The 24,696-nt window shown below is 53.3% G+C and carries 18 protein-coding genes; 6 read left to right on the top strand and 12 right to left on the bottom strand.

The window, feature by feature from the left end:
• Positions 1–10: 10 nt before the first annotated feature.
• Both BUF15_RS01090 and BUF15_RS01085 read right to left on the bottom strand, forming a co-directional pair.
• Positions 11–5,206: a trifunctional serine/threonine-protein kinase/ATP-binding protein/sensor histidine kinase gene (locus tag BUF15_RS01090; RefSeq protein ID WP_073611582.1), complete on the bottom strand. Its 5,196-nt coding sequence runs from the start codon at positions 5,204–5,206 to the stop codon at positions 11–13.
• A gap of 107 nt (positions 5,207–5,313) precedes the next feature.
• Entirely contained in the window at positions 5,314–6,384 is a 1,071-nt protein-coding gene (locus BUF15_RS01085; protein ID WP_073611581.1) for a hypothetical protein, read from the bottom strand.
• Positions 6,385–6,474: 90 nt separating this feature from the next.
• Here BUF15_RS01085 and tsaA point away from each other — a divergent pair, with 90 nt between their 5' ends.
• Positions 6,475–7,197: a tRNA (N6-threonylcarbamoyladenosine(37)-N6)-methyltransferase TrmO gene (gene tsaA / locus BUF15_RS01080; RefSeq protein ID WP_073611580.1), complete on the top strand. Its 723-nt coding sequence runs from the start codon at positions 6,475–6,477 to the stop codon at positions 7,195–7,197.
• Here the strand turns inward: tsaA and lptC are convergent.
• The 4 genes from lptC to BUF15_RS01060 all read right to left on the bottom strand — a co-directional run bounded on the left by lptC (position 7,184) and on the right by BUF15_RS01060 (position 11,029).
• Positions 7,184–7,759: an LPS export ABC transporter periplasmic protein LptC gene (lptC, locus tag BUF15_RS01075; RefSeq protein WP_073611579.1), complete on the bottom strand. Its 576-nt coding sequence runs from the start codon at positions 7,757–7,759 to the stop codon at positions 7,184–7,186. The two genes, tsaA and lptC, sit on opposite strands and share 14 nt — an antisense overlap.
• The gene (locus BUF15_RS01070; RefSeq protein ID WP_084553313.1) at positions 7,756–8,406 is read right to left on the bottom strand and encodes a KdsC family phosphatase; all 651 of its coding nucleotides are present in this window, start codon (positions 8,404–8,406) and stop codon (positions 7,756–7,758) included. The genes lptC and BUF15_RS01070 overlap by 4 nt, the downstream gene beginning before the upstream one ends.
• A gap of 114 nt (positions 8,407–8,520) precedes the next feature.
• Positions 8,521–9,366, bottom strand: coding sequence for a 3-deoxy-8-phosphooctulonate synthase (gene kdsA, locus BUF15_RS01065; protein ID WP_073611578.1), 846 nt, complete (start codon positions 9,364–9,366; stop codon positions 8,521–8,523).
• A 4-nt stretch (positions 9,367–9,370) separates the two neighbouring features.
• Entirely contained in the window at positions 9,371–11,029 is a 1,659-nt protein-coding gene (locus tag BUF15_RS01060) for a CTP synthase (protein ID WP_073611577.1), read from the bottom strand.
• 181 nt (positions 11,030–11,210) lie between these two features.
• Between BUF15_RS01060 and msrB the strand changes: the two genes are divergently transcribed.
• Entirely contained in the window at positions 11,211–12,260 is a 1,050-nt protein-coding gene (gene msrB / locus BUF15_RS01055; RefSeq protein WP_084553311.1) for a peptide-methionine (R)-S-oxide reductase MsrB, read from the top strand.
• A gap of 6 nt (positions 12,261–12,266) precedes the next feature.
• Here the strand turns inward: msrB and BUF15_RS01050 are convergent, their stop codons facing one another.
• Entirely contained in the window at positions 12,267–12,959 is a 693-nt protein-coding gene (locus tag BUF15_RS01050; protein ID WP_073611576.1) for a YkgJ family cysteine cluster protein, read from the bottom strand.
• Positions 12,960–12,980: 21 nt separating this feature from the next.
• The gene (locus BUF15_RS01045; protein ID WP_073611575.1) at positions 12,981–13,193 is read right to left on the bottom strand and encodes a hypothetical protein; all 213 of its coding nucleotides are present in this window, start codon (positions 13,191–13,193) and stop codon (positions 12,981–12,983) included.
• A 229-nt stretch (positions 13,194–13,422) separates the two neighbouring features.
• On the opposite strand from BUF15_RS01045, the gene BUF15_RS01040 reads away from it, so the two are divergent.
• Entirely contained in the window at positions 13,423–14,085 is a 663-nt protein-coding gene (locus tag BUF15_RS01040; protein ID WP_143170593.1) for a DUF2959 domain-containing protein, read from the top strand.
• 52 nt (positions 14,086–14,137) lie between these two features.
• Here the strand turns inward: BUF15_RS01040 and BUF15_RS01035 are convergent, their stop codons facing one another.
• Positions 14,138–15,772: a hydantoinase/oxoprolinase family protein gene (locus BUF15_RS01035; protein ID WP_073611573.1), complete on the bottom strand. Its 1,635-nt coding sequence runs from the start codon at positions 15,770–15,772 to the stop codon at positions 14,138–14,140.
• A gap of 379 nt (positions 15,773–16,151) precedes the next feature.
• Between BUF15_RS01035 and BUF15_RS01025 the strand changes: the two genes are divergently transcribed.
• On the top strand, positions 16,152–16,964 hold the full coding sequence (locus BUF15_RS01025) for an enoyl-ACP reductase FabI (protein ID WP_073611571.1): 813 nt from the start codon (positions 16,152–16,154) through the stop codon (positions 16,962–16,964).
• An 81-nt stretch (positions 16,965–17,045) separates the two neighbouring features.
• On the opposite strand, the gene nspC is transcribed toward BUF15_RS01025, so the two are convergent.
• The 3 genes from nspC to speA form a co-directional block, all read right to left on the bottom strand.
• Entirely contained in the window at positions 17,046–18,242 is a 1,197-nt protein-coding gene (nspC, locus tag BUF15_RS01020) for a carboxynorspermidine decarboxylase (RefSeq protein ID WP_143170592.1), read from the bottom strand.
• Between the two features lie 7 nt (positions 18,243–18,249).
• Positions 18,250–19,467 (bottom strand): saccharopine dehydrogenase family protein, encoded by a 1,218-nt coding sequence (locus BUF15_RS01015; protein ID WP_073611570.1) that lies wholly within the window; start codon positions 19,465–19,467, stop codon positions 18,250–18,252.
• A 92-nt stretch (positions 19,468–19,559) separates the two neighbouring features.
• Entirely contained in the window at positions 19,560–21,485 is a 1,926-nt protein-coding gene (speA, locus tag BUF15_RS01010; protein ID WP_073611733.1) for a biosynthetic arginine decarboxylase, read from the bottom strand.
• Between the two features lie 428 nt (positions 21,486–21,913).
• On the opposite strand from speA, the gene BUF15_RS01005 reads away from it, so the two are divergent.
• Positions 21,914–22,141: a hypothetical protein gene (locus BUF15_RS01005; RefSeq protein WP_073611569.1), complete on the top strand. Its 228-nt coding sequence runs from the start codon at positions 21,914–21,916 to the stop codon at positions 22,139–22,141.
• Positions 22,142–22,452: 311 nt separating this feature from the next.
• Positions 22,453–24,645, top strand: coding sequence for a malate synthase G (locus tag BUF15_RS01000; protein WP_073611568.1), 2,193 nt, complete (start codon positions 22,453–22,455; stop codon positions 24,643–24,645).
• Positions 24,646–24,696 lie beyond the last annotated feature (51 nt).

Raw genomic sequence — 24,696 nt, 5'->3', positions numbered from 1 at the left:
ACTGAGTCCATCAGTTCCGAGTCTTTTCCTCTATCGACGCTTCAATATTTTCCACATCAAGGGGGAGGGTCAAGGTAAAGATCGTTCCTCTATCGGGCTCGGAGACAAACGAGAGGTTGCCGCCGTGGTGGCGGGCGATACCGTAGGAAATAGAAAGACCGAGTCCGGTCCCGTCCTCTTCTTTCTTGGTGGAAAAGAACGGTTCGAAAATCTGTTCCTGATGTTGGGGGGCGATGCCGCTACCGGTATCGCCGATTTCAATAACCATGTCATTTCCGTCCCGCCTGGTGATAATGGTCAGAACCCCACCTTCCTTGGCCATGGCGTCCACCGCATTCATGGTCAGATTGAACAGCACCTGGGTGATCTGATCGACGATGATCTCTATCTGGGGCAGGTCGATATCAAAGGTGGTTTGCAGTTTGATTCGGTTGGAAGAGAAGTGTTTTTTCTGGAAAAGCAGGACATGCTCGATGAGCGGGTGGATATCGGTTCTGCTCTTTTTACCGCTTGAGGGCTTGTTCAGCCGCTGCAGATCGCCGATCAGGGTTTTCATCCTGTCACACTCTTCAAGTCCCAGTTCCAGCAGCTTCTGATCGTCTGAGGTGAGGGTGTCGCGTTTACGAAAATCGTCCAGCAGATATTTTACCCCCATCAGCGGGTTGCCGAATTCATGGGCTATTGAAGCGGAGAGCCGGCCCAGGGCGCTGAGTTTTTCCGCGTGGAGCAGTTGTTGCTGAGTGTTCTGCCGTTTTTCGATCTCCTGATTGAGCCTGGTGACCGTTTGTTCCAGCTCTTCGAACAACAGGGCATTTTTCAAGGAGATGGCGGACTGCACCCCGAGAAGCTGCAGTAACTCCTGCCTGTCCGGCGGAAAGGTCCCCGAAGCCAGGTTGTTCTCCAAATAGAGGATACTGAAGATCTCCCCCTGATGGATAATCGGCATACAGAGGACGGAACGGGGTCTGTTCTCCAGGACGTAAACATCGTTGGTAAAGCCGCCGTCTCTGCAGGCATCATCCAGCACGACTTCTTTTGCGGCATGGGCCACATAGTTAATAATGGACGTCGGGGCGATGTTCTGGGTGTTGACCGGAATGCGAGTAAGGGTGATGATGGCCTTTCTGCTCGTGTTTCCCCATACTTTTATCAGCCATTCTCCTCCCTCCATGAAGATCAGAGCACCTTTCTGGGCCCCACCACTTTCCAGCATGATTCGCATCATTTTCATCAGCAGCTCGTCGAGAACCATCTCACTGGAGAGAACCCTGGAAGCCTTGATGACCGTCAACATGTCAAGTCGGGATGCACCTTCTCCTGGACTAAAGGAAGCCGGAGATTCCGGCCGGGGGAGTATGGTGCTGTTATCGTCATTGGAGTTACTGTCGAGTTGGTTGATTTTCGCAGAAGTACCCCAACGGTAATAGCAGTATCGGGCTTCCCGTAGATAAAGACGGGCGATGTGGGTTTTTTTTCTTTCGCTGTAGAACCGGGAGGCAAGTTCGTAGGCTAGCGCCTCTTCATTGGTATACTGGTGCTCGTGGGCCAGGTGAATGGCGTTGTCGTAGAGCTCCATCGCCTTTTCACCTTCGCTGAGTACCCTTTTGCACTCGGCTTCAACCAAGAGATATTTATGGGCGTAATTTTGCGGCGCCAACCGAGCCCAACGTTTCATTGTACGCTGCTGCCTGGTAACGGTCAGCCGGGTACGCAGCCTGTCCATCGGGCCCTGTTCGTTATAGGAGGCAAGTCGCGCCAGGGAATCATAGAAATAGAAGAGCGGGAGCAATGCAGAGGCGGTGAGGTGTTTCAGGTATGGTCGCGCCTGGTCAGAAAAACGGATGGCGTGCGCATGGTCTTGAAACAGCACGGCATGGACGAGTTTTAGCACCATCGCGATTGCGTAGGAGGTTTTGTCTCCTGTAGTAAGGCAACGTTGAAGTTCCTCTTTCTCGTCGAAGAAACTCCCGGACAGTGTCGCCTGATCTGCTGTTTTTCCCTGGAGGGCGGCAACAGCTTCGCCGATTATTTTTAATCGTCTTGCGGCAATTCTTTGGTCGAGGGTTTGAACCAGTTCAAGATGTTCATCAATTCGTGATCCCAGTCTGCTCAAATTCGTACCGATCAGGTAATGACGTGCACAAATAAAAAAAGCGGTATGTGCCGTAGACTCAAGATTGCTCTGTTCAAAAAGGTCGAGCATGGTCTGCCTGAGAGGAGGAAGCGTCTTGCGAATATGCTCCTTCCAGTGGCTGATAAAATTGTAGTAGGCAAACATTGCCTGATTGATCTTTACGGTGCTGTTGTTACGCGTGTTTTCAAATTTCATCGCCAGTTGCCCGAATCGGTAGCCCTCTTCGATTGTCCTGGTCGAAAGACCGCAGAGCAAAAAGCCATAGGTAAGATAGCCGATGAGGTACGATTCCTGGCATTGGCCATATTGGAGAGTCAGCCGGATGGCGTGGCCGGCGAGAAATGGAAGGAGCCTGGGGGTGCAGGCATAGGCTGCTATGGCCCCCTCGCGCAAAAGACCCATGGTTGCAAGGGCCGTTGGGTCGGTCATTTCTGGCAGACCAGTCAATTTTTTATCGTTGTAGGGGTGTAACCGTATCCAGGTGGTCAAGAGCGACCAAAGGCACTTGGTTTGGGACGGGGTCTCGGGCAGAGTAGTCCCAAGTTGTTTCAGGATTGTCAGGGTGGTTGCAACGGCCTGCTCAGGCTTTCCTATGGCTTTAAGGGATTTTATTCGCAGGCGGTACACCAGGCAAGAGTCGAGAGTAGTGGTGATGTTGGCACATACTTCATGGAAACAGCGGTCGATGGCAATATGATCACTTATCTGCAACCCGCTTGCGCAGGTCAGGGTGTGGAGGCGAAGGGTGAGAGCATAGTCTGTCTCCCAGCTATCTTCAGGCAGAGCCGCAAGCCCGGTGAGAAAGGACTGGTGTGCTCCGTGAAAGTTTTCGCGCCCCATCTTCTGTCTGCCGGCGTCAAGCTGGACCTTGGCAATTTCCATGCGCTCGGCTCGCGAGGCGACCCGGCGCACATCATCGCCTTCGAGGTATTCGGAAATTTCCGGCAGTCTGTGATTATATTCTTCGGGCGAAAGGGTGTAGAGCAGATGTCTGCCTGCTCGTAGCCTTATAGCAGAGCGTTCGTCTAAACTCAGTGGTAGCAAGGCTTCTTCACGAATCTGGACGTGGGCGAAATGGAGGGACGGCGGGGTGGTAATGTCGTCCGTTGTGAACATGAGCCCTTCGCGGAACAATTGCGCCAGCTCTCGTTCCGGATGGTGGCCGATAATTGCCGCAACCAGTTCCAGGGAGCACGAGTTACCAAGGGCGGCGGCAGTCCTGAGTAATTCGGTGGTTGCAGCCGATAGAGCCGGGACCTTTTTTTTCACCGCCTCTGCGGTGTTAGGGGTGAGCTGGCTGGAATTGATGCCGGAAATATCCCACTCCCAGCGCTGGGCGGGGTGAGAAAAGATGATATGTCCATTTTTGTTAGCGGCAGCAAGAAACTGACGGAGAAAATAGGGGTTTCCCCCGGTCTTCTGGAGGCAGAGTGCGGCCAGTTCCCCAACTTCCCGTCGATTCCTGGTGAGCATGGTTGACAACAGTTCGGCGATGTCGGGAAGTTGAAGGTTTTCAAGCTGCAACTCATACACATTGGGATTGGTGACGTTAAGAGCTTCGAGAAACTTCTGCAGGGGACCAGGAATGGTTGCGGCTTTTTTCCGGAAAGCGCCAAGAAAGAGCAGGCGGCCAATTCTTGCTGAGCTTAAAATATGGTGAAGTGGGTTGAGATGTTCAGCTTTGGCAAAGTGCAGATCATCCAGGAAGATAATGAGTGCTGGCCCTGTTTCACAACAAACCCGCAGGAATTTTCCCAAAACACGGAAGAGCCGATTGTCGTTTTCGGCCTGGGTGAGTTGGGGTACCGATCCTTGCTGGCCGAGTAATTGTTCTGTTTCGGGAAATACGGCTGCCAGCACCGACCCTTCGTTTCCCAGTGCCTGGAGTATCTGGGTTTTACGGCGGCTGATTGAGTCACTATCTTCCGAGAGAATCAGGCCGACCAGTTGCCGGACAACCATATCAAGGGGAGAGTGTGGCGTGGTGGTTCGGTCAAATTTGGCGGAGATACAGTAGGTTTCCTCCCGGACTTGTCTGTTGATAAACGTTTGTACGAGTGAACTTTTTCCGACCCCCTCTTCACCGGAGATACTAACGGCAACCAGTTGTCCACTGGCGGCTTCGTCATGTTTTGCTGCAAGGAATTTCAGCTCTTTGTCCCGGTTGGAGAGTTGAGCGGGGATTTCCAGGGTCTGGAAGGCATCGTGACGGCCCAGGGGGAAATCTGCAATACTTCCCCTTTGCTGGAGTTGCTGCTGGCAGTGCTGCAGGTCATAAAGAAGACCATGACTGGTCTGATATCTTCGCTCAGGAATTTTCTCCAGAAGCCGGAGGATGATGGCCGAAACGGTTTTGGGGAGGGAACGGTTAATGTCGTCTGGTAAGGGAGGCTTTCTGGCCAGGTGGGCGTGGTAAAGCTCACCTACGCTTTCCCCTGTAAAGGGCAGGGTTCTGGTGGCCAGTTGAAAAAGGGTGATTCCAAGAGAATAGAGATCCGAGCGGTAATCGACGGGATGTTCGATTCTGCCGGTCTGTTCCGGCGATATGTAGGGGACGATTGCATCCGGCAGCGCCACTTCCCTGCTTGAAGGTCCCGGTGCGTCCTCTTCCGTGGCGAGTCGAAAGTCGTAGAACTTGATGCGGCGCCGGTCTTTGCTGATCAGGATACCGGTTGGGTTGCAGTTGCGATAGATGATGTTGCTGTCGTGAACAGTGGCAAGGGTCTGGGCGATTGCCGCTCCAAGTTCGAGAAACTGCTCAAGAGAAAACGGGTTGTGTTGAATAACCTCGCTGAGCATGTCATACGTGTCAAGGCAGTCTTCCAGAACGATTACCAGGCTGTTGAGGTGTTTCTCCAGACCGTATGTTTGGATGATGAAGGGGGAATCAAATGAGGAGAGTAGCGAGTATTCCTGCCTCAAACGGTTGATCCGCTCATTCTTCGGATGCTCCCCTTTCAACAGCTTCAGCAATACCGTTTTTCCGGTGGCTGAGTGCTGTGCCCTGAGAAGCAACGTGGTGTGGTTCTCAAAGAGTCTTTGTCTGGGGTGGTATCCGGCAATGGTCTGCACAGAAGCTTCCTGCTGGTGATGGGGCCGTGAAAAGATCGGTTGGTGTCGTCAGACTGCTATAGTACCAGTCAGCACCAAAGGATGGCAAATGTAAAACAATATGACTGTCATCGAGATATCAGAGGGAGCAGCAGATCTGCGATGCAATCTGCACCGTTGAACGTTGCGGGCTGCGGCCGTGGTCGTAAGAGGAGCTCTGGTAGTTGGTCGATCCAGGTGCCGGCCAGAAAGGTTTCTTCATCAAGGAGGGTACCATCGAGCTTTTCTTGGACGAAACGGCCGAGCACCCTTGATTCGGCAAAGGTGGGTCTGGTTATACAGACGGCGCGAGTTCCCGCCTGGAGACATTCAGCCGCAGTGGAGTAGCCGCTTTTAAACACCACCAGATCGGCGGCTTTAATCAGGTCCGGATGATAGAGCTGGGAGTGACGGGAAATCGCCAGACAGTTTGGGGTGATAAGGCGGTTTTCCTGCTGGCCGGCCAGAACAAAAAGGCAGTCGGTCATCCGTTTTAGCTGCTGCCATCCGGGGAGTGTGAAATCAATACCACCCAGCGAGACGAGTACGATTCTTCTCGTACCCGCACCTATATGTTCACGGATCTCTTCCGGTCCAGTTCGTGCTTTTCTAAAGACAGGCGGACAGGTTTTGGTGCCGGGGATCGGATTGCAGACCGGCTCGGTCTGGATATGTACGGTGGCTCGACTGTAGATTGCAGCGAGATTTTGGGCATGGGGTTTCAGCTCGGGGCATTCGGCAATGTAGGGTTGGTAGATCCAGTCCCAGGTGAAGTTTTCTAACAGTATTGAAGGGATGCCCATACGTTCGGCTACCAGGATACCAAGTGGAGCGATATCGCAGAGAATACAACAGCAGTCTTTGAGGGTCAGGGCAAGGCTGGCAATCTGCTCCTCAGGAAAAGGTAACAGAGCGTCCAGTGCTGCCACAGTGGCGGGCAGATCGTTTACCAGGGCGTTATGCTGGACAAGGCCGACATCAGGCACTACGGGGTGCAAGGTCACGTTGACCAGCGATTCGGCGAAGAGGTGCTTCGGTATTGTGGTACATATCTCGATGCCAAGGTTGGGCAGGCGGTGTTGGAGCGCTTCAAGCACCGCAATGGACCTGGTGGCGTGGCCGAATCCGTGGGGCGTGATAAAGGCGCCTATACGTTGCACAATACTTTCTTTCCTTGTCGTTGATGTGTAAGTTGTCATTTCAATCAATCGGGTCGAACAACCCCTTATAACGCCTACCGTACAGAGTAAATGAACCAGTCACAACAAGATATTGTTCTTACACCCATCGGCCGGGTATTTTCCTGCTGGCCCGAAAAGTTCGGCATTCCCAAGCAACCCGGCCTGGTGATGGAGGCAACGGCTACTGTCGAATTTTTCCCTCCCTATGACCGTGAGGAGATGTTCCGTGGCCTTGAAGATTTTTCCCACATCTGGGTGGTCTTTCTCTTTCATGACACAGTCAGTGAAGGTTGGAAGCCGACAGTGCGTCCGCCCCGGCTGGGTGGGCAGAAGCGGGTCGGCGTCTTTGCCAGCCGCAGTCCTCACCGTCCGAACCATCTGGGCATGTCGGTGGTACGCCTTGTACGTGTTGTGGTGGCCAACGGATCGGTGAAACTTGAGCTTGCCGGGGTGGATCTGCTCGATGGTACCCCGGTAGTCGATATCAAACCCTACATCCCATATGCCGAGAGTCTCCCCAATGCTTCCTGCGGTTTTACCATGGAGGCTATCCCCGAGGTCGCAGTGTCCTTTACTACAGCTGCAGAACGGTTCTTGGCTGAATATCAGCAGCGGACCGGTCGCAATCTTCGTGAACTGGTGTACCAGACTCTTATCAGTGATCCCCGGCCGGCAAGTCAACGAAGCATAGGGCGGGAATATGGCGCCCTGTTCTGGAACGTGAATGTCCGCTGGCGGGTGGTAGACCAGGGCTTTGAAGTATTTGACAGCGAAGAGGTTACGGTGAAATAGACCCTTGTGTGTTGCAGAAAACGCGTCCGCCCAGGTCATAGGTGCCCTTGGCGATATCGTGGCTGAGACCGGTGCCGGTGATGGAAGCATCCTGGCCTTCGATCAACACTTTGTTGGGGCAAAAGACGAGTTTTTTTGTGTCGTCGTAATAGAGCAGGTCGGTATAGAGGTGCTGGTTGTCGCTCTCTTTGGCGATAACCACATTGTCTATCAAGGTGAGCTGTTGGCTTGCCCCGTTGAAGACCCCCTGTCTGGCCGTTATGTTAGTGACTTCGCCTTTGGTGTTATAGATATCCCCGTCGACAATCTCGAGGGAGTACTCGTCGGGATTGTCGGTGGTGAATGCTCTTTCTGCCCTGATTTCCGCTGAAATCTTCCCGTTCTTGTTTTGCAGAATTCTGACAGTCTCCATCTTGAAGTTCTGGCGTTTTGGGTCTTCGGTTCGCGGTGGTTCGTAGGTGACCCGGGGGGTGAGAAAGGATGCGACCGGGATGCGCCAAACCGGAAAGGTGACGATAAGCGAAAGGGGCACGAGCCAGATATAGTTGCGTCGTTTGATCATCCCAACGAGTAGCTCTGCAGCAATTTCTGGAGTTCGCCCTTGGCGCTGAGCAACAGGTCGCAGGCGTCACGAACTGCTCCGTTTCCACCTGTTCTCGGGGTCACGTAATGGGCTCTCTCTTTCACTTGAACGGCACCATTGGCCGGTGCAAGTGCCAGGCCGACCTGTTGCAGCAGCACTAGATCCAGCCAGTCGTCGCCCATATAGGCGACCTCGACGGGTTTGAAGCCGGTTGCTTTCAGGATTGCGCGAAAGGCTTCGTTTTTTTTGCGGGCACCCTGGTAGATATGCTGCATCTTCAATTCTTCAGCTCTTCGCTGCACCATCTCCGACTTTCGCGCGGTGATAATGCCGCACTCAATGCCAGCCTGGCGCAAAAGGGTTATGCCGAAACCATCCTGGGTGTTGAATGCCTTGTATTCCGCGCCACTGCTTGAGTAGAGCAGGGTGCCATCGGTGAGAACGCCGTCGACATCGAGGAGCAGGAGTCTGATCCCTTTGGCTCGTTCGATGGCCAGCGAGCTGGCTCCGGCCGGCAGGGTATTTTCCCCACGTTCTCTGGCTTTTTGGCGGTAACCGTCCATAACGTCGCAATCTGAGAGATATTCACCTTCTTTCGGAAGGTTGGGTGTGCAGGGTTCTGTCATTTTGGTTGGTGGGCTATTGTCGCTGATGTGTTGCCGCCGAACAGCAGCTCAGCTCAGTGCGAAAAGGTCCTGTTTGGACGGCAGCAGCGAAAGTTGTAACGAATCGAACAGTTGTCAGAAAGTGTCTCCAACGGCCTCGCGAATACGCAGCAGCCGGGTGAGCAGTTCCTCAACCTGATCCAGCGGTATCGAGTTGGGACCGTCACAGAGCGCCTTGTCCGGGTCCGGGTGGATTTCCATGAACAGGCCGTCGATCCCGGCTGCCATGGCCGCTCTGGTGAGCGGGGCGATAAATTCCCGCTGGCCGCTGGATGAACCACCGGCGCCTCCCGGCAACTGTACCGAATGGGTTGCATCGAAAATAACGGGGCAGCCCAGGGAGCGCATCACCGGCAGGGAACGCATATCCACCACGAGATTGTTGTAACCAAAGCTTGCCCCCCGTTCCACCAGCATCACTTTGTCGCTGCCCGATTCGTGGAGTTTGTTGACGACGTTTTTCATGTCCCAGGGAGAGACAAACTGACCTTTCTTGACATTGACCGGTTTTCCGGTTTTCGCGGCAGCAGAAAGCAGATCGGTCTGGCGGCAGAGAAAGGCTGGAATCTGGAGGATGTCAAGCACCTCAGCGGCAGCTGCAACCTGATGCACCTCATGGATATCGGAGACCACCGGAACCTGCAGGTCTTCCCTGATACGGGCCAGCGTTGCCAGACCCGCTTCAAGGCCGGGGCCACGGTAGGATGTGATGGAGGTGCGGTTGGCCTTGTCAAACGACGCCTTGAACACGTAGTTGATGCCGAGCCGAGCGCAGATCTCCTGCATGGTTGAGGCGACGGCGCGAGCCAGCTCTTCTGATTCCAAGGCGCAGGGGCCACCAATCAATAAGAGTGGTTGACCACTGCCGACCAGAAATCGGCCAGCAGGCGTATTGACGGCGACAGGTGAGATATCTGTCATCTGTCTATTTACCAAGTTTTCTGGCGAGCGCAGCGCTGATGAAATCCCTGAACAGCGGGTGTGGCTTCATAGGCTTGGACTTGAATTCCGGATGGAACTGACAGCCAAGGAACCATGGATGATCGGCGATCTCGACAATCTCCACCAGCTCGTTATTGGGTGAGGTTCCGGAAATCGTCAGGCCATGCTGCTCAAGAGGCTCCCGATACTCGTTGTTGAATTCGAACCGGTGCCGGTGGCGCTCGGAAATCTCTTCCTGTCCATAGGCTTTAAAGGCGTTGGTCTTTTCTTTCAGAATGCAGGGGTAGGCGCCAAGTCTGAGTGTCCCGCCCATGTCGGAGCTTTCGTCTCTGGTCTGGATCTTCTGGGTCCGGTAGTCAAACCACTCCTTGATCAAATAGATCACAGGATCTTTGGCTTCTTTTTCGAATTCGGTGGAGTTGGCTCCGGCCAGTCCGGCCACGTTGCGAGAGTATTCTACTACAGCCAGTTGCATACCAAGGCAGATACCGAAGAACGGGATCTTGTTTTCCCGGGCATGGGTGATGGCCTTAATTTTGCCTTCAGCGCCGCGCTTGCCGAAGCCGCCCGGTACAAGAATACCGTCGCATCCTTCTAACAGCTCGCCTGGGTTTTTCACTTCAATGTCTTCAGCGCTGAGATAACGCAGTTCTACTTTGATACCATTGGCGAGGCCGCCGTGTACCAGTGCCTCGTGCAGACTCTTGTAGGACTCTGTGAGGTCGACATACTTACCGGTAATGGCGATGGTGACCGTATTCTTCGGATTCTTGATGGTATGGACCAGTTTTTCCCAGGCCTTGATGTTGGGTTGACCTGTCCAGATGTTCAACAATTCAAGAATCTTGGTGTCGAGACCCTCGCGGTAGAGGTTGATCGGCAGTTCATAGATGGTGTCGCAGTCGATGGCGGTGATGACCGCATCTTTCGGAACGTTACAAAACAGACCAATTTTCGCCTTGAGGCTATCCTCGAGCGGTACCTCTGTACGGCAGATCAAGATGTCGGGCTGGATGCCGTCTGCACGCAGTTCTCGGACCGAGTGTTGGGTTGGTTTAGTCTTCACCTCGCCAGCAGTCTTGATATACGGAACCAGGGTCAGGTGGATAAAGAGGGTGTATTCCCGGCCTAGATCGCCACGCAACTGACGAATTGCCTCGATAAAGGGTAACCCCTCGATGTCGCCTACTGTGCCGCCAATCTCAATGATTGCCACATCAACGCTGCCGTCGAGCTGCAAGACCGCCGCCTTGATCTCGTCGGTGATGTGCGGGATAACCTGCACCGTGCCGCCCAGGTACTCACCGCGCCGTTCCTTGGTGATGACCGAGTAATAGATGCGACCCGAGGTGTAATTGTTCTTCTGAGCCATCACGGCGTTGGTATAGCGCTCGTAATGTCCCATGTCGAGATCGGTCTCGGCCCCGTCGTCTGTCACATACACCTCCCCGTGCTGGAACGGGTTCATGGTGCCCGGATCGACGTTGATATACGGGTCGAGCTTTTGAAAGGTTACTGTAAGGCCACGGCTTTCAAGCAGGGCTCCCAGTGCGGCTGAGGCCAGGCCTTTGCCGAGAGATGAGAGTACGCCGCCGGTGACGAAAATAAACTTGGTCCGTTTGGTATTTTGTGTGGTTTTCATGTCCGGCACTATAGCAATGGAGGCCTCTTTTTGAAACAGAAAAATCGCGTGAAAGCACGAAAGACCGGGTCGATTCTTATACCATTTTTGTTGTGAAATGATGGCGTGAGATAACTTGTCCTCCAGAGATGTCGTGCATAAAGTTAGAGAACTGAGAATTTTTCTCACATGGAGGATAACAATGCAATTCACATTGATTGTTTGTTTGTTGACGGGGGTGCTCATGGTTGGAGTGACAAGCGGTGCTGTAGCAGAGGAACATCAGGAGACCGCCATCTTTGGGGGCGGTTGTTTCTGGTGCATGGAACCACCTTTTGAGCAGGTGGAGGGGGTGATCGAGGTCAAGGCCGGTTATTCGGGTGGCGACGAGGTTGATCCCACCTATGAACAGGTCTCATCGGGACGGACTTCTCATTTGGAGGCGGTGCAGGTTGTGTTTGATCCGGCGAAGGTGAGCTATCGCGAGCTGGTGGAGGTCTTCTGGCATCAGGTTGACCCCACCGATGATGGTGGCCAATTTGCCGACCGTGGTAACCACTACCGGACGGCAATCTTCGTCAGCAGTGACGAGCAGCGTCGGGTCGCCGAGGAATCAAAAGCAGCCTTGGAGCAATCCGGTATTTTCAGTCGACCGGTGGTAACGAGGATTTTACCGGCAAAGACCTTTTATCCGGCCGAGGAGTATCATCAGGATTACTACCTTAAAAATGTGCTTCACTATTCGGCCTATAAGGTCGGCTCCGGACGGGCTGGTTTTATAGAAAAGACCTGGAAAAAGGATACGGTTGAGACGAGTTGGGTCAAGCCGGACGACAAGACGCTCAAAGAGAGGCTCACCCCGGTCCAGTATGATGTGACCCAGAATGAGGGAACCGAGCCGCCGTTTGACAATATGTACTGGAATAACCATGAACCGGGTATCTATGTCGATATAGTCTCCGGTGAACCGCTTTTCAGCTCAACAGACAAGTTTGATTCGGGAACGGGCTGGCCAAGCTTTAGCCGACCGCTGGAAAAAGGCAACGTTGTTGAACATACCGACCGCAGCCTGTTTATGGTCCGCACCGAGGTAAGGAGTGCGGCGGCCGACTCACATCTCGGCCATGTCTTTGAGGATGGTCCACCGCCCACCGGGCTCCGTTACTGTATCAATTCGGCGGCACTGAAATTTATTCCGGTGGGAAAACTCGAAGCTGAAGGGTATGGCAAATACCAGGAACTCTTTAAGTGAAACCGGCTACCTGCCATTGAGTATTGTCTCAATAGTGCGACCACCCACAGATGTTAAGAAGATGCGTTCGAGGAGTGGCGCAACCTGATCATATTCGTCCGGTCCCAGCATAAAACCTGGTAGTGGTTGGGACCGGAGGGTGTGACGGGTACCGTTTCCATTTTCCCCTTCTTTCCTTTCATTGAGCAGCAATGTAAGTATATCCAGCATGTTGCCCCAGGCTTTTCCCTGATCAAGATGTTCGAGCAGCTGGTTGATGGCCGTGGCGGCGGCCAGGTGAGCGCCATCTACCAGGGCCGGTTGTAGCGGATTGCAGCTTTTCAGAGAGAGAAATGAGCGACAGGCAAAGGGGCGCACCGGATAGATGGTGCAGCAGCTCTCTAGGAGAAAAGGGCAGGGTACAGGTGTTGATGGTGTTTCTTCAGCCAGTTCCTTGCCAGCCAGGCAGGCGCGGGCCAGGGTGTTGATGGTGTAATTCGGTCGGTGAGGGGAGAGTTTACTGTCAAGTATGGCGGCCAGCCACTCCTTCCTATTGTTCTCACGGATAAACGTTACAATCTGTTGTGCTTCGAGTGTGGTGAGAGTCACATTCTGGGTGCAGCAGGAGGCGCAACCCTTCCGACAGGCCCAGGTGCGATCCTTGCACCAGTCAGAGAAAATCGCAAAGATACGTTCAACAACTGCTGTTGTCTGGTGCATGGTGTGGACCGCCTTGATATGTTATTTATCGGATGGGATTTCTCTGTTGTTCTGACTGCCGGCCTTCGGTTCGGTCGCAGGTTTTTCGATATAGCCGGTGCCAAGGCAGTCAGGACAGTCATCCCAATCCATGACAAATCTGCTCACACCCCGAAAAAAAGAGATCTGGCCGGAACCGCCGCAGCCATTACATGTGATGCGGGCGCTCTTGGGGGTAGGTTGTTGTTCTGCCATCTCGCCCTCCTATGTTACATGCCCTCAGGAACGAATATCGTGATTGCTCCTCAAGTCGTATTGTTGCCACTATAAATCACTGCTTTTATAAGTACAATACGAAGCTGTTGTTGGTCTGGCCCTGATGGTCTTCCAGAGTGATATTTTTTGCATCAAACATTTTTTCTGGTTATGTTGGCTTATCGAACATCTGGAAACAAATAGACAATTTCTATCAATGGAGAACAAGATGGTGAAGTATCACAGCTGGTCCGAGTTGGTGTTACTGGCGTGGTTGGCAATTCTACCGATCATGCTGAGCGGCTGCGCCGATACCTATTACGGGGCCATGGAAAAGGTGGGCATCCATAAACGGGATATTATGATCGACAGAGTGGAGAATGCCCGTGATGCCCAGGAGGATGCCCAGGAACAGTTCAAGTCGGCGCTGGAACAGTTTAATGCCGTGGTGCAGTTGAAGGATACCGATCTGAAGCGGGCCTATGACAAACTGAACGCTGAATATGAAGATACGAAGGATGCCGCTGATAATGTCTCAGAGCGCATCGATAAGGTGGAGGCCGTGGCAGGCGCCCTGTTCGAGGAGTGGCAGGCCGAGCTTGATCTCTACCAGAACGCCGAACTTCGTCGTTCAAGCAAAGTGAAGCTTGAGAAGACCAAAGGGCGTTATAAAGAGATGATATCCTCCATGCATCAGGCAGAAAAGAGCATGGAACCGGTGTTACGCATTTTCCAGGACAATGTGCTTTACCTTAAGCATAATCTCAATGCTCAGGCAATTGGTTCCTTGAAAGAGGAGTTCGCTTCACTCAAAGGTGAAATCAACAGACTGGTGACCCAGATGAACCGGGCCATTGAAAAGTCAAATACGTTTATCGCCGATATCAAATAGCCACCCCTTCCAACTTCACCGCCGGTCACGTTTCGACCGGCGGTCTTGCCATTTAGCAATTCAGGTTTGTCGCGCCAATCATGGCGGCGCCTATGGCGTTGCCCACTTCGCAGTTGTCGGGAAAGCTGATGCTCGTTCCCAGCCGCTCGGCCACTGCCGGCAGCAGGTGGCGGGCGGCGGCGCCGATGCCGATCAGCGGGATCTTCAGTGAAAAGTTGACGCCTAGAACCGGATGATCGTTTCGCGCATTCAGAAAACCGGCAAGTGAGTTACCCCAGTAGTGCTGGATCAAGTAGTCGATAATGAGGTTTTCGATTTTCTCTTCAGCCTTGGCGATGATGCTGCGGCTGAATTCCTCGGCATCAAGACCTGCTGCCGCACCAAGAATCTCGGCTCCCAGGCGGGCGGCAGCCGCATCGCCGATATCGATGCGGCCAAGAACGTGCAACGCGTCGGTGGGGGTAAAGCCGCATTCATAGATATGCTGCAGGTTGGCCATTTGCTCCAGCGTCTTCTCTAATGGCACACCGGCAAGACCTGTTGCTGCCTTGATTCCGTGCAAGGTAGTGGGGCCCAGGCGGAGCAGACAGTCGGCAACTTCGTGATCCTGGCCTGCGAGTTTTTCGGGACGGCCGACGATGAGTTTGGCCTTTTCACCGGTGCCGAGCCAGCTTGCTATATCGGGGGTGTTCCTGCTCATTGCCAGCGGCATCACCCGACCGGGACCAAGCGAGATGCTGCCTTTGGTGTCCACCATGACATGGCTGTCGCCGCCAATGCCGCCGGTGACCATATCCACCGCCTCCACATGGGTGCGCCATCCGCCTATCTGGCATCCTTCTGCCGCGAGTATCGGTGCACCGTCTTTGATCATGGCGATATCGGTGGTAGTGCCGCCTACATCGATTACCAGGGCATCTTCACGTGTCTGTAGCGCACCAAAGTGGGCGGTGCAGGCGGGTCCGCTGGCCACGGTGGAGCCGGCAAACTCCACCGCCTTATCACTGCTGATGGTGGAGCCGTTACCGCTGACGATAGAGATCGGGCAAGTTAGGCCCAGCGTGCGCATGGCCTCTTTGATGCCGGCCAGATATTCCTGCATGATGGGCATGAGTTTGGCGTGAAGACCAGCGGTGGCGGCGCGTTCTTTCATGCCGGCGACGTCGCTGGTCCGGTGCGAGCAGAAAACAGGCTTCGGGTCGATCATCGAGATGGCTTTTTCAGCCACCAGTTCGTGGGTCGGATTTTTAATCGACATGGCAGAGCAGACACCGTAAGCATCCACCTCGTTTTTCAGGCCGTTGACGATCTCCACCAGATAGTCGAGGTCGAGAGGTTCTTCTTCATCCCCGGTGATGGTATGACCGCCCTTGATGTAGATGACGGCTTTTACCGGCAGCCGAAAATGACGTACGTAGCCAATGATAAGCAGGGCTACCCTTGCCCCTTTGTTTTCCACCACGGAGTTGGTGGCAAGAGTTGAGGAAACCGTCAGTGAACTGATGTTTTCAGGGGTGATCTGCGCTGTCTCGAGCAGGGCAGCCAGCGCCTCACCCGTACCGATGGCGAGCTGTTGGTGAGTGGTTGCCTTTTTGGCTGAGGCGATAATTCTACCGGTTGCTTGTTCAAGGAGAACTGCGTCGGTGAAGGTGCCGCCGGTGTCGATTCCGATAATATATTTCTGCATGTTAAATGGGAAGAGAGGGTGATGGGGAATAGGCAAACGTCATTTTCTGCAGTTCATATACCGTAAACTGTGGAGAAAGAACAACGCAAAAGTCCGATCAACAACCAGGTTGTGAGCAGATGAATGGGCGGATTGTTCCTTGTACCGCTGATTTGGGTAGTGTATCCTGAGCCGATCACACCTTCATCCGAAACATTACCAACAGAGCCTTTTGCAAAATGAGGATTTTTGCTCAAAATCAGGTAAGCGTAGACTCCGAGGCATGCTAAAAATTTTACAACAGGCATATACATAATATTCCGAGGATAAAATTATTAGCATAACGCTGAGTTTGGGCGAAAAGACCTTTTTGCAAGAGGCTCAACAGACAACGGAACACATGAGCTTTTTAGATATTACCGGCAGAAAATTTATTGTCTTTGGCCTGGCCAACAAAAAATCTGTGGCTTGCGCAATCGCCCGGACCCTGGTCGCGGAAGGGGCTGAGGTGATCCATGTGGTGCGCTCCGAGGAGCGGCGGACGACTGCGACCAAGCTCTTTCCCGATTGCCCAGTTTTTCTTTGCGATGTCGAAGAAGAAGAGAATATCGTGCGGGTAAGAGACGAGATAGCCGGCTATTTAAAAAATCAGGGCGGAGCCAAAATTGACGGGATTGTGCACTCCATTGCCTTTGCCAACTATTCGGAAGGGTTGAAACCGTTTCACTCCACCCTGAAAAAAGATTTTCTCCAGGCTGTCGATATTTCCTGCTTTTCGTTCATCAGCATTGCCAATCACTTCAAGGATCTGTTGTCCCAAGATGCCTCAATGGTCACCATTTCCATTTCCACCACCAGAATGGCGGCGGAGAATTACGGCTATATGGCACCGATCAAGGCGGCACTTGATTCTTCCTGCTGTTTTCTGGCCAAGAGTTTTTCAGCCTTTTCCCATATCCGCTTTAATGCAGTGGCGCCTGGTCTTCTGAAAACCTCGGCTTCGGCTGGAATTCCCGGTTATGTGGACAGCTATCTTTTTGCTGAGAAGGCTATCTTGCGGAAAGCGGCACTCACCACCCGGGAGGCGGCGGATACCGCTGTATTTCTGCTTTCGCCCCGTGCTTCGGGGATCAATGCCCAGACCATCGTGGTGGACGCCGGCATGGCTATCAACTATTTCGACAAAGAGATTATCAAGGGCGCCGTCGGTTGAGCCTGTGGGGAGAAATGAAGAGCTGGTGGTGAATTGTCCGAGACGTCACATCCTCTTCGTGGAAATTCATGAGTTCGTCCGTTAAGCGATTCTGATCCTGTAATCCTCATAGCCAAAGCTTTTAATAAGTGTCGGTGCACTGTTCTCCAGTGAACAGGTGTAGATGGATGGCAGCTCCACTCCGTTGAAGGTGTTGTTCTTCACAAAGGAGTAGAGGGCCATATCGGTCAGCACCAGCTTCCGTCCCGGTTCAAGGGGGGCTGGGAACGAGTAGTCGCCGACAACATCACCGGCGAGACAGGAGATACCGCCCAGCCGGTAGGTGTGCATCAGTTCGCCGGCCTGACCGCTGCCGACAATGTGAGGGCGATAGGGCATGGCCAGCACGTCGGGCATATGGGTTTCGGCCGAAGAGTCGAGTATGGCGATATCCATGCCGTTGTACATGGTGTCAACCACGCTGGTGACAAAAACCCCGCCGTTCAGGACCACAGCTTCGCCGGGCTCAAGATAAACCGGAATATTGTTGTAACGTCTCCTAAAATCAATAATCGTTTCACAGAGCAGATCGACATCATAATCGGCCCGGGTAATATGATGGCCGCCGCCGAAGTTGATCCACTGCATCTTGTCGATATAGTTGCCGAATCGACGTTCGAAATGATCGAGCACCCGCACCAGCACATCGGCATTCTGCTCGCACAGTGCATGAAAGTGCAGGCCGGAAATACCTGAGAGGTCAACACCTTGTAAATCTTCAGGACCAAGGCCGAATCGCGATCCAGGCTGGCAGGGGTTGTAGAGATCTACCTCCACCTCGGCGTGGCCGGGATTGACGCGCAAACCTACTTCAATATCCCGCTCTGCCGTATCGATGGCATGACGATGGGTCTGCCACTGACGGATGGAGTTAAAGAGGATGTGGTCCGAGTAGCTGATTACCCGTTCCATCTGGTTTGCAGTATAGGCCGGGGCATAGGTGTGTACCTCGCGGCCGAACTCCTCACGCCCCAGTTGAGCCTCGATGGGGCCGCTGGCGCAGACCCCGTGCAGATAGCTGCGGATAATCGGAAACAGTGCCGGCAGGGCAAAAGCTTTCAAGGCCAGCAGGATCTTGGCGCCGGTGCGCTGCTGGACGGTGTCCAGCAGTTCGCAGTTGCGGCGCACCGCGTCCTCGCTGATCAGGTAGCAGGGTGTCTGCACCTGGCGGATGATATCCAGGGGGAAATCCGCCAGGGTCTGCCGGTCAAGAGTCTTGGTTCGTGTTGGACTTGTCACGTTGGGCCTATTCCGGCAGCTTGCCTTCAAAATCGACGACCTGCCAGGGCAGTCCGTTCTTGTTCAGCTCGTCCATGAAGACATCCGGGTCGAGCTGTTCGACGTTAAAAACACCCTCACCTTTCCAGATGCCTTTCAGCATCATCATCGCCCCGATCATGGCCGGAACGCCGGTGGTGTAGGAGACCGCCTGAGCCTGCACTTCTTTGTAGCATTCGGCGTGATCACAGACATTGTAGATGTATTTATGTAATTCCTTGCCGTCCTTTTCGCCCTTGAACACGCAGCCGATTACCGCCTTGCCTGTGTAGTTGCTGCCGAGTGAGCCCGGATCGGGCAGGAGCGCTTTCAGAAAACGGATCGGCACGATTTTCTGGCCTTCGAACTCCACTTCGTCGATGCGGGTCATGCCCACATTCTCCAGGACCTTCAAATGGGTGAGGTAGGGCTGGCCGAAGGTCATCCAGAAGCGGATGCGTTTTAAGCCGTTGATATGTTTGACCAGTGACTCCATCTCTTCATGGTAGAGAAGGTAGCTCTCGCGCGGTCCCGCCACCGGATAGTCGAAGGTGAAATGAACACATTCATCACTCATGATGGGCGGAGTCTCGATCCATTCGCCATCCTGCCAGTGACGGACGACCTGGGTCACTTCCCGGATATTGATCTCCGGGTTGAAGTTGGTGGCAAAGGGATGGCCGTGGTCGCCGGCGTTGCAGTCGAGGATGTCGATGGTCTCAATCGAGCTGTAGAGATGCTTTTGGGCCCAGGCGCAGAAAATGTTGGTAACACCCGGGTCAAAGCCGCAACCGAGCACGGCCATAAGCCCCTTCTCCTTGAAGCGGTCCTGATAGGCCCACTGCCAGCTGTATTCGAAATGGGCGGTATCTTCCGGCTCGTAGTTGGCGGTGTCGAGATAGTTGATTCCGCACTCGAGGCAGGCATCCATAATCGTCAGGTCCTGATAGGGCAGGGCCACGTTGATCACCAACACCGGCTTCACTTTGTTCAACAATGCCACCAGTTCCGGCACGCTGTCAGCGTCCACCGCGGCGGTCTGAACCTTCACCCCATAGAGCTTGTCGACTTCGGCGGCGATGGCCTCACACTTGGAAACTGTCCGGCTGGCGACCCAGAGTTCGGTGAAGACTTCCGGATGCTGAGCGCATTTCTTGACGACAACATTGCCGACACCGCCGGCTCCAATGATAAGTACCCGTGACATATTCTTTCCTCTCTTCTAAACTTTTTACGAGCCCATCCGCATGGCTAAGCTGACTGTTTTCAAGATCATCAACGTTGATGGTGAAAATGCAGTTACTCTTTTTCGAAATAGGTGTAGCCTCGCAAGCCCTCTTCAAAGATCGCGAGAATTGATTTTCGCTCCCGGGCCGAAATAAAGCCCTGGTCAATGGCGTCTTCGGCCAGATCCTTCAGCCTGTTTTTCATGGCCCGGATGTCATATTCCACATAGGTCAACACATCGGCCACCGAGTCGCCTTCGAGCTCGCGGATGAATTTATAGCTGCCGTCGTCGTTGACATGGATGGAGACCACGTTGGTATCCCCAAAGAGATTATGCAGATCCCCAAGAGTCTCCTGATAGGCACCCACCAGGAAGACACCCAGATAATACTCCTCGTTATCCTTCAACGGATGGAGCATGACACTGGTTTTTTCCTGGGAAATATCGGGGAACTTGTCGATCTTGCCATCGCAGTCGCAGGTGATGTCAGAGATAATGGCCGGCCTCGTCGGCATTTCATTCAAACGGTGAATCGGCATCACCGGCAGGATCTGATCAATGGCCCACACGTCTGGCAGTGACTGGAACAGACTGAAGTTGCCGTAGTAGATGTCGTAGATCAGCTTGTTGATCTTCTGCACGTCCTTCGGAATATGGTCAAGCTCCTTGGAGATTTTCGAAATCTTCATCAAGGTATGCTGGACCAGGTTTTCTGCCAGAGCCCTTTCACGGAGGGTGATCCCCCCGTGTTTGAACAGCTGGCGTGCCTGAGTTCGGTAGAAAAGGGCGTCGTTGCAGCACTCCTGAATGTTCCTGGTTGAGACCATGTTATAGGTGAGCATCAGGTTTTCGAGGAGGTCGTTATCGACTACCGGCAGCTTGTCGGGAATCGGTGGCGGCTCAAACGAACTGATATCCAGGATGTTGAAGAGCAGCACTGAGTAGTAGGCGACAATGGCCCGGCCCGATTCGGTAATAATGGTCGGGTGCGGGATGTCGTTTTTATCGAGTACCGTGATGATAGATTCGACGATATCCGAACAATACTCTTCCATTGAATAGTTACGACTCGAATTGGAGTTGGTATTGGAGCCGTCATAGTCTACCGCCAGACCGCCGCCCAGATCGAGATAGCCCATGGGCGCTCCCTCCAGTACCAGCTCTTCATAGAGCCGGCAGGCCTCCATGGCACCGGCGCGTATATCGCTGATGTTGGGGATCTGCGAACCGATGTGGTAGTGGAGGAGCTGTAGACAGTCGAGCATGCCTTCTGCTCTCAGCCGGTCGAGGGCGTCAATGGTGTGGCTCATTGTGAGGCCGAAGACGCTGGCGTCACCGCCCGATTCATTCCACTTGCCCTCCGCCTGGGTGGAGAGTTTGATGCGAAAACCTATGGCCGGTTTGATATTGTGAACCTTGGAGCGCTCAATGATGAGATCCACTTCGCCCGGGACTTCCACCACGAAAAATACCTGAAATCCCATTTTGACGGCGTAGAGACCGAGATCGATGAACTCCTCGTCCTTATAGCCGTTGCAGATCAGGCAGGCACTTCGGTTCTGCAGCATGGAGATGGCGGCAATCAATTCGGATTTGGAACCCGCTTCAAGACCGTGGTTGAAGGTCTTACCTAACTGGCTGATTGTTTCGATGACTTGTTCCTGCTGGTTCACCTTGATGGGGAACACGCCTTTGTAAACGCCACGGTAGTTGTTCTCGAGGATGACTTTGCGGAAGGTCTCGTGCAACAGCTTAATCTGGGAGCCGAGAATATTTTCAATGCGCAGCAATACCGGCATGGAAAGACCACGCGCCTCGATCTCCTTGGCGACCTCATGCAGACTGAGGCTTGGACCGTTGTCCGCACCGGAAGGAGTTACCACCACATCACCGGTCGAGTTGATGGAAAAATAACCTGCGCCCCATTTTTCGATACCGTAATGCTCGGTCGCGTCTTTGATGGTCCAGCTGTTTATACGAGAAATATCATGCCACATTTCAGATACCTCGGGAGTCTGTACGAGAAGTTGCGGAGCGGCCTGGGCCACCTGTGTGCTTGTCTTGATGAGAGAATGGCATTTAGCTGAAAAGGACTGTAAAGTCAACACAATTGTACCGGAAAATTCCACAAAAATATAGAGATAGATCCATTTTTCGGACGATTCGTCCATTATGAATAATCTGTTACGATACTATTATTTTATCATCGACTTGATGTGTGTGGTCTGTATGCCTATTTTGGGGGTGCGGGAAGCTGTGAAAAAGATCGGTGACTGTGCGAATGAGGACGGTTGATGTTTACTGGTTCCGGCAGCAATAAACATTCGGAAAAATATAGAATTTGTGATATGTGGTGATAAGTGAGATTGTTGTTTCCAATGAGCGTATGGATTTGTGATAATTCAAGGTGAAAGGAGAGGCGGCAATGGGGAAACAGAGCAAGCACAATGAGAGTGCAGAGCAGTTCGGACGTTGCGAAATCTGTCTTGAACTCATTCCTATCGAATACTATTTTCATAAAGGCGATATTATCGCGTGCCAGGAATGTGGTACCGAATATGAGATCATCTCCAAGACTCCTGTTAAGCTGCTCAGGCAGGAGGAAGGGTACGACGACGAAGATTATCAGGAAATGAGTTTTGATGACGATTGAAGTACAAAGATAGCGAAATTTCATCACGGTGATGATGATTTGAGGCCGGATTTCCAATGGGGAATCCGGCCTTTTTTGTTGGACCAGGAACAGGGGAATTGCTTTGCGAGCTGCTTCGGAAGTACCTCCCTTGCGTTTCCGGGCGCCTCATGCTAAATCGGTCCAACCAATTAATGCGGGCTTGCAGATTTATGAAAGCCTGCAAGTGTCAACGCGGCAACGATAATCGGACGCCGGTCCGGTTACGTGTTTTTTTAATAAGATACATGATGCACCGGAGATCAAAGACGTTTCTGGAAGGAGCACACGATATGCAGGAAATAGAGAATAATCGTATACAGGTTGGCCATCTCGCGATCTCAGAACCACTCTTTACGGTCATTGAAAAGCGGATCGGGCCTTTTACAGGGGTTGCTCCAACCAGGTTCTGGGCGTCCCTCGAGACGTTGGTACGAGAGATGGCACCAACGAATCAGGTGCTCCTTGCTAAACGTGATGAGTTGCAGACAAAAATTGATGACTATCATCGACAGCGAGCGGGACAGCCCCATGATGCGCTTGCCTACAAAACATTTCTGGAAGAGATAGGTTATCTGCTGCCCGAGGGTGAGGATTTTACGATTACCACCGGAAACGTCGATCCGGAGATCGCCACCATTGCCGGGCCGCAACTGGTGGTACCGGTGACCAACGCCCGCTACGCGGTAAACGCTGTGAATGGCCGCTGGGGTAGTCTTTATGACGCGCTCTATGGCACTGATGTGTTGCCGGTGACGACGGGTGCTGCACCGGGATCGGGCTACAATCCGCTGCGAGGCAAGGAGGTTATGGCTTACGCTTCGTCCTTTCTCGATCGTTCCGTACCGCTTAATAACGGCAAACATGCGGAAGTGGTTGAATACAAGCTTACCGAAAATGGTGGATCGAGGCAGCTGGCGGCTGTGCTGGCATCTGGTTCAGTAGCAGGTCTTGTCGACGGTAAGCAGTTTACAGGTTACCGCAAAACTGACGATCACTTGAAGGCGATCCTACTTAAAAACAACGGCCTGCACCTAGAGATCCAGATCGATCGCGACCATCCCATAGGTAAAGATCATCCAGCCGGGGTGAAGGATCTGCTCATGGAATCGGCGATTACCACTATTTGCGACTGTGAGGATTCGGTCGCGGTGGTGGATGGTGGTGATAAGGCGCTTACCTACAGTAACTGGTTTGGCCTCATCCGGGGCGATTTGACCGCGACATTACATAAGGGTGGTAAAACCATAACTCGCAGACTTAACCCGGACCGCCAGTATACGGCGCCGGACGGTGCACCGCTGACCCTTTCAGGGCGTAGCCTGATGCTGATCAGAAATGTCGGTCATCTCATGACGACCGATGCCGTTCTCATGGATGGGTGCGAGATTCCGGAAGGGATGCTCGACACCATGGTTACCGCCTATGTGGCACTCAGCGAGCAGCGGGGCGAAGTGCAGTATGCCAACAGCCGCCATGGTAGTGTCTATATTGTGAAGCCAAAGATGCATGGCCCGGAAGAGGTAGCTTTTACCTGCAGTCTCTTTACCCGTACAGAAGAACTACTGGGGTTGCCGTCAGGAACACTCAAAATCGGCATCATGGATGAGGAGCGACGTACTTCGGTTAACCTCAAAGCGTGCATCCGTGAAGCACGCGACCGGATTATCTTCATCAATACCGGATTTCTTGATCGGACCGGCGACGAAATCCACACCAGTATGGAAGCTGGGCCTATGGTGAAGAAGGAAGCCATGAAAAACGCCCGATGGATTGGTGCCTATGAGGACCGCAATGTCGACATCGGCCTCGCTGCCGGTTTTACCGGCCGGGCCCAGATTGGCAAAGGCATGTGGCCAAAACCCGACATGATGGCGGAGATGGTGAAGGCCAAAATCGGCCATCTCCGCGCAGGTGCAAACTGTGCATGGGTGCCGTCACCCACTGCGGCAACACTGCATGCCATGCACTATCATGAGGTGGATGTCTTTGCACGGCAGCGCGAACTTTCTGGTAGGGCGACCGCAGGTCTTGAGTCTCTTTTGGAGTTGCCCCTGTTGACTGAGCCGCTCACCCCTGAAGAGATACAGCGGGAACTCGAAAATAATGCCCAGTCAATTCTTGGTTATGTGGTGCGTTGGGTTGAGCAGGGAATCGGTTGTTCCAAGGTGCCGGATATTACCGATGTCGGGCTAATGGAAGACCGGGCGACGCTCCGCATCTCCAGCCAGTACCTGGCCAACTGGATGCATCACGGCATCTGTACCAAAGAGGAGGTGCTGGCGACGTTTCAACGGATGGCGGTGGTGGTCGACCGCCAGAACGAGAACGATCCAGCCTACCGGCCAATGGCCGAAAGCTTTGCAACCAGCGTGGCCTTTCAGGCGGCTTGTGATCTGGTCTTTTGCGGACGTGAGCAGCCAAACGGTTATACCGAACCGATTCTGCATGCCCGTAGACGGGAGGCAAAAAGGCTGATCAGATAGATGCTGGGAAAAAGCTTTCCTGCATCTGCCCTTGTTTCCGGCAGAAATCGG

This window comes from Desulfopila aestuarii DSM 18488 (assembly GCF_900143695.1).
Taxonomy (GTDB): Bacteria; Desulfobacterota; Desulfobulbia; order Desulfobulbales; family Desulfocapsaceae; genus Desulfopila; species Desulfopila aestuarii.
The sequence above is the reverse complement of the archived record's forward strand: the minus strand, read 5'-3'. Positions and strand labels throughout refer to the sequence as shown.

What these genes read in the sequence shown, in the direction of transcription:
- tsaA (WP_073611580.1), top strand. Translation starts at nt 6,475, where the DNA reads ATGAACCAGTCACAACAAGATATTGTTCTTACACCCATCGGCCGGGTA.
- lptC (WP_073611579.1), bottom strand. Translation starts at nt 7,759, where the DNA reads ATGATCAAACGACGCAACTATATCTGGCTCGTGCCCCTTTCGCTTATC.
- BUF15_RS01070 (WP_084553313.1), bottom strand. Translation starts at nt 8,406, where the DNA reads ATGACAGAACCCTGCACACCCAACCTTCCGAAAGAAGGTGAATATCTC.
- kdsA (WP_073611578.1), bottom strand. Translation starts at nt 9,366, where the DNA reads ATGACAGATATCTCACCTGTCGCCGTCAATACGCCTGCTGGCCGATTT.
- BUF15_RS01060 (WP_073611577.1), bottom strand. Translation starts at nt 11,029, where the DNA reads ATGAAAACCACACAAAATACCAAACGGACCAAGTTTATTTTCGTCACC.
- msrB (WP_084553311.1), top strand. Translation starts at nt 11,211, where the DNA reads ATGCAATTCACATTGATTGTTTGTTTGTTGACGGGGGTGCTCATGGTT.
- BUF15_RS01050 (WP_073611576.1), bottom strand. Translation starts at nt 12,959, where the DNA reads ATGCACCAGACAACAGCAGTTGTTGAACGTATCTTTGCGATTTTCTCT.
- BUF15_RS01045 (WP_073611575.1), bottom strand. Translation starts at nt 13,193, where the DNA reads ATGGCAGAACAACAACCTACCCCCAAGAGCGCCCGCATCACATGTAAT.
- BUF15_RS01040 (WP_143170593.1), top strand. Translation starts at nt 13,423, where the DNA reads ATGGTGAAGTATCACAGCTGGTCCGAGTTGGTGTTACTGGCGTGGTTG.
- BUF15_RS01035 (WP_073611573.1), bottom strand. Translation starts at nt 15,772, where the DNA reads ATGCAGAAATATATTATCGGAATCGACACCGGCGGCACCTTCACCGAC.
- BUF15_RS01025 (WP_073611571.1), top strand. Translation starts at nt 16,152, where the DNA reads ATGAGCTTTTTAGATATTACCGGCAGAAAATTTATTGTCTTTGGCCTG.
- BUF15_RS01015 (WP_073611570.1), bottom strand. Translation starts at nt 19,467, where the DNA reads ATGTCACGGGTACTTATCATTGGAGCCGGCGGTGTCGGCAATGTTGTC.
- speA (WP_073611733.1), bottom strand. Translation starts at nt 21,485, where the DNA reads ATGTGGCATGATATTTCTCGTATAAACAGCTGGACCATCAAAGACGCG.
- BUF15_RS01005 (WP_073611569.1), top strand. Translation starts at nt 21,914, where the DNA reads ATGGGGAAACAGAGCAAGCACAATGAGAGTGCAGAGCAGTTCGGACGT.
- BUF15_RS01000 (WP_073611568.1), top strand. Translation starts at nt 22,453, where the DNA reads ATGCAGGAAATAGAGAATAATCGTATACAGGTTGGCCATCTCGCGATC.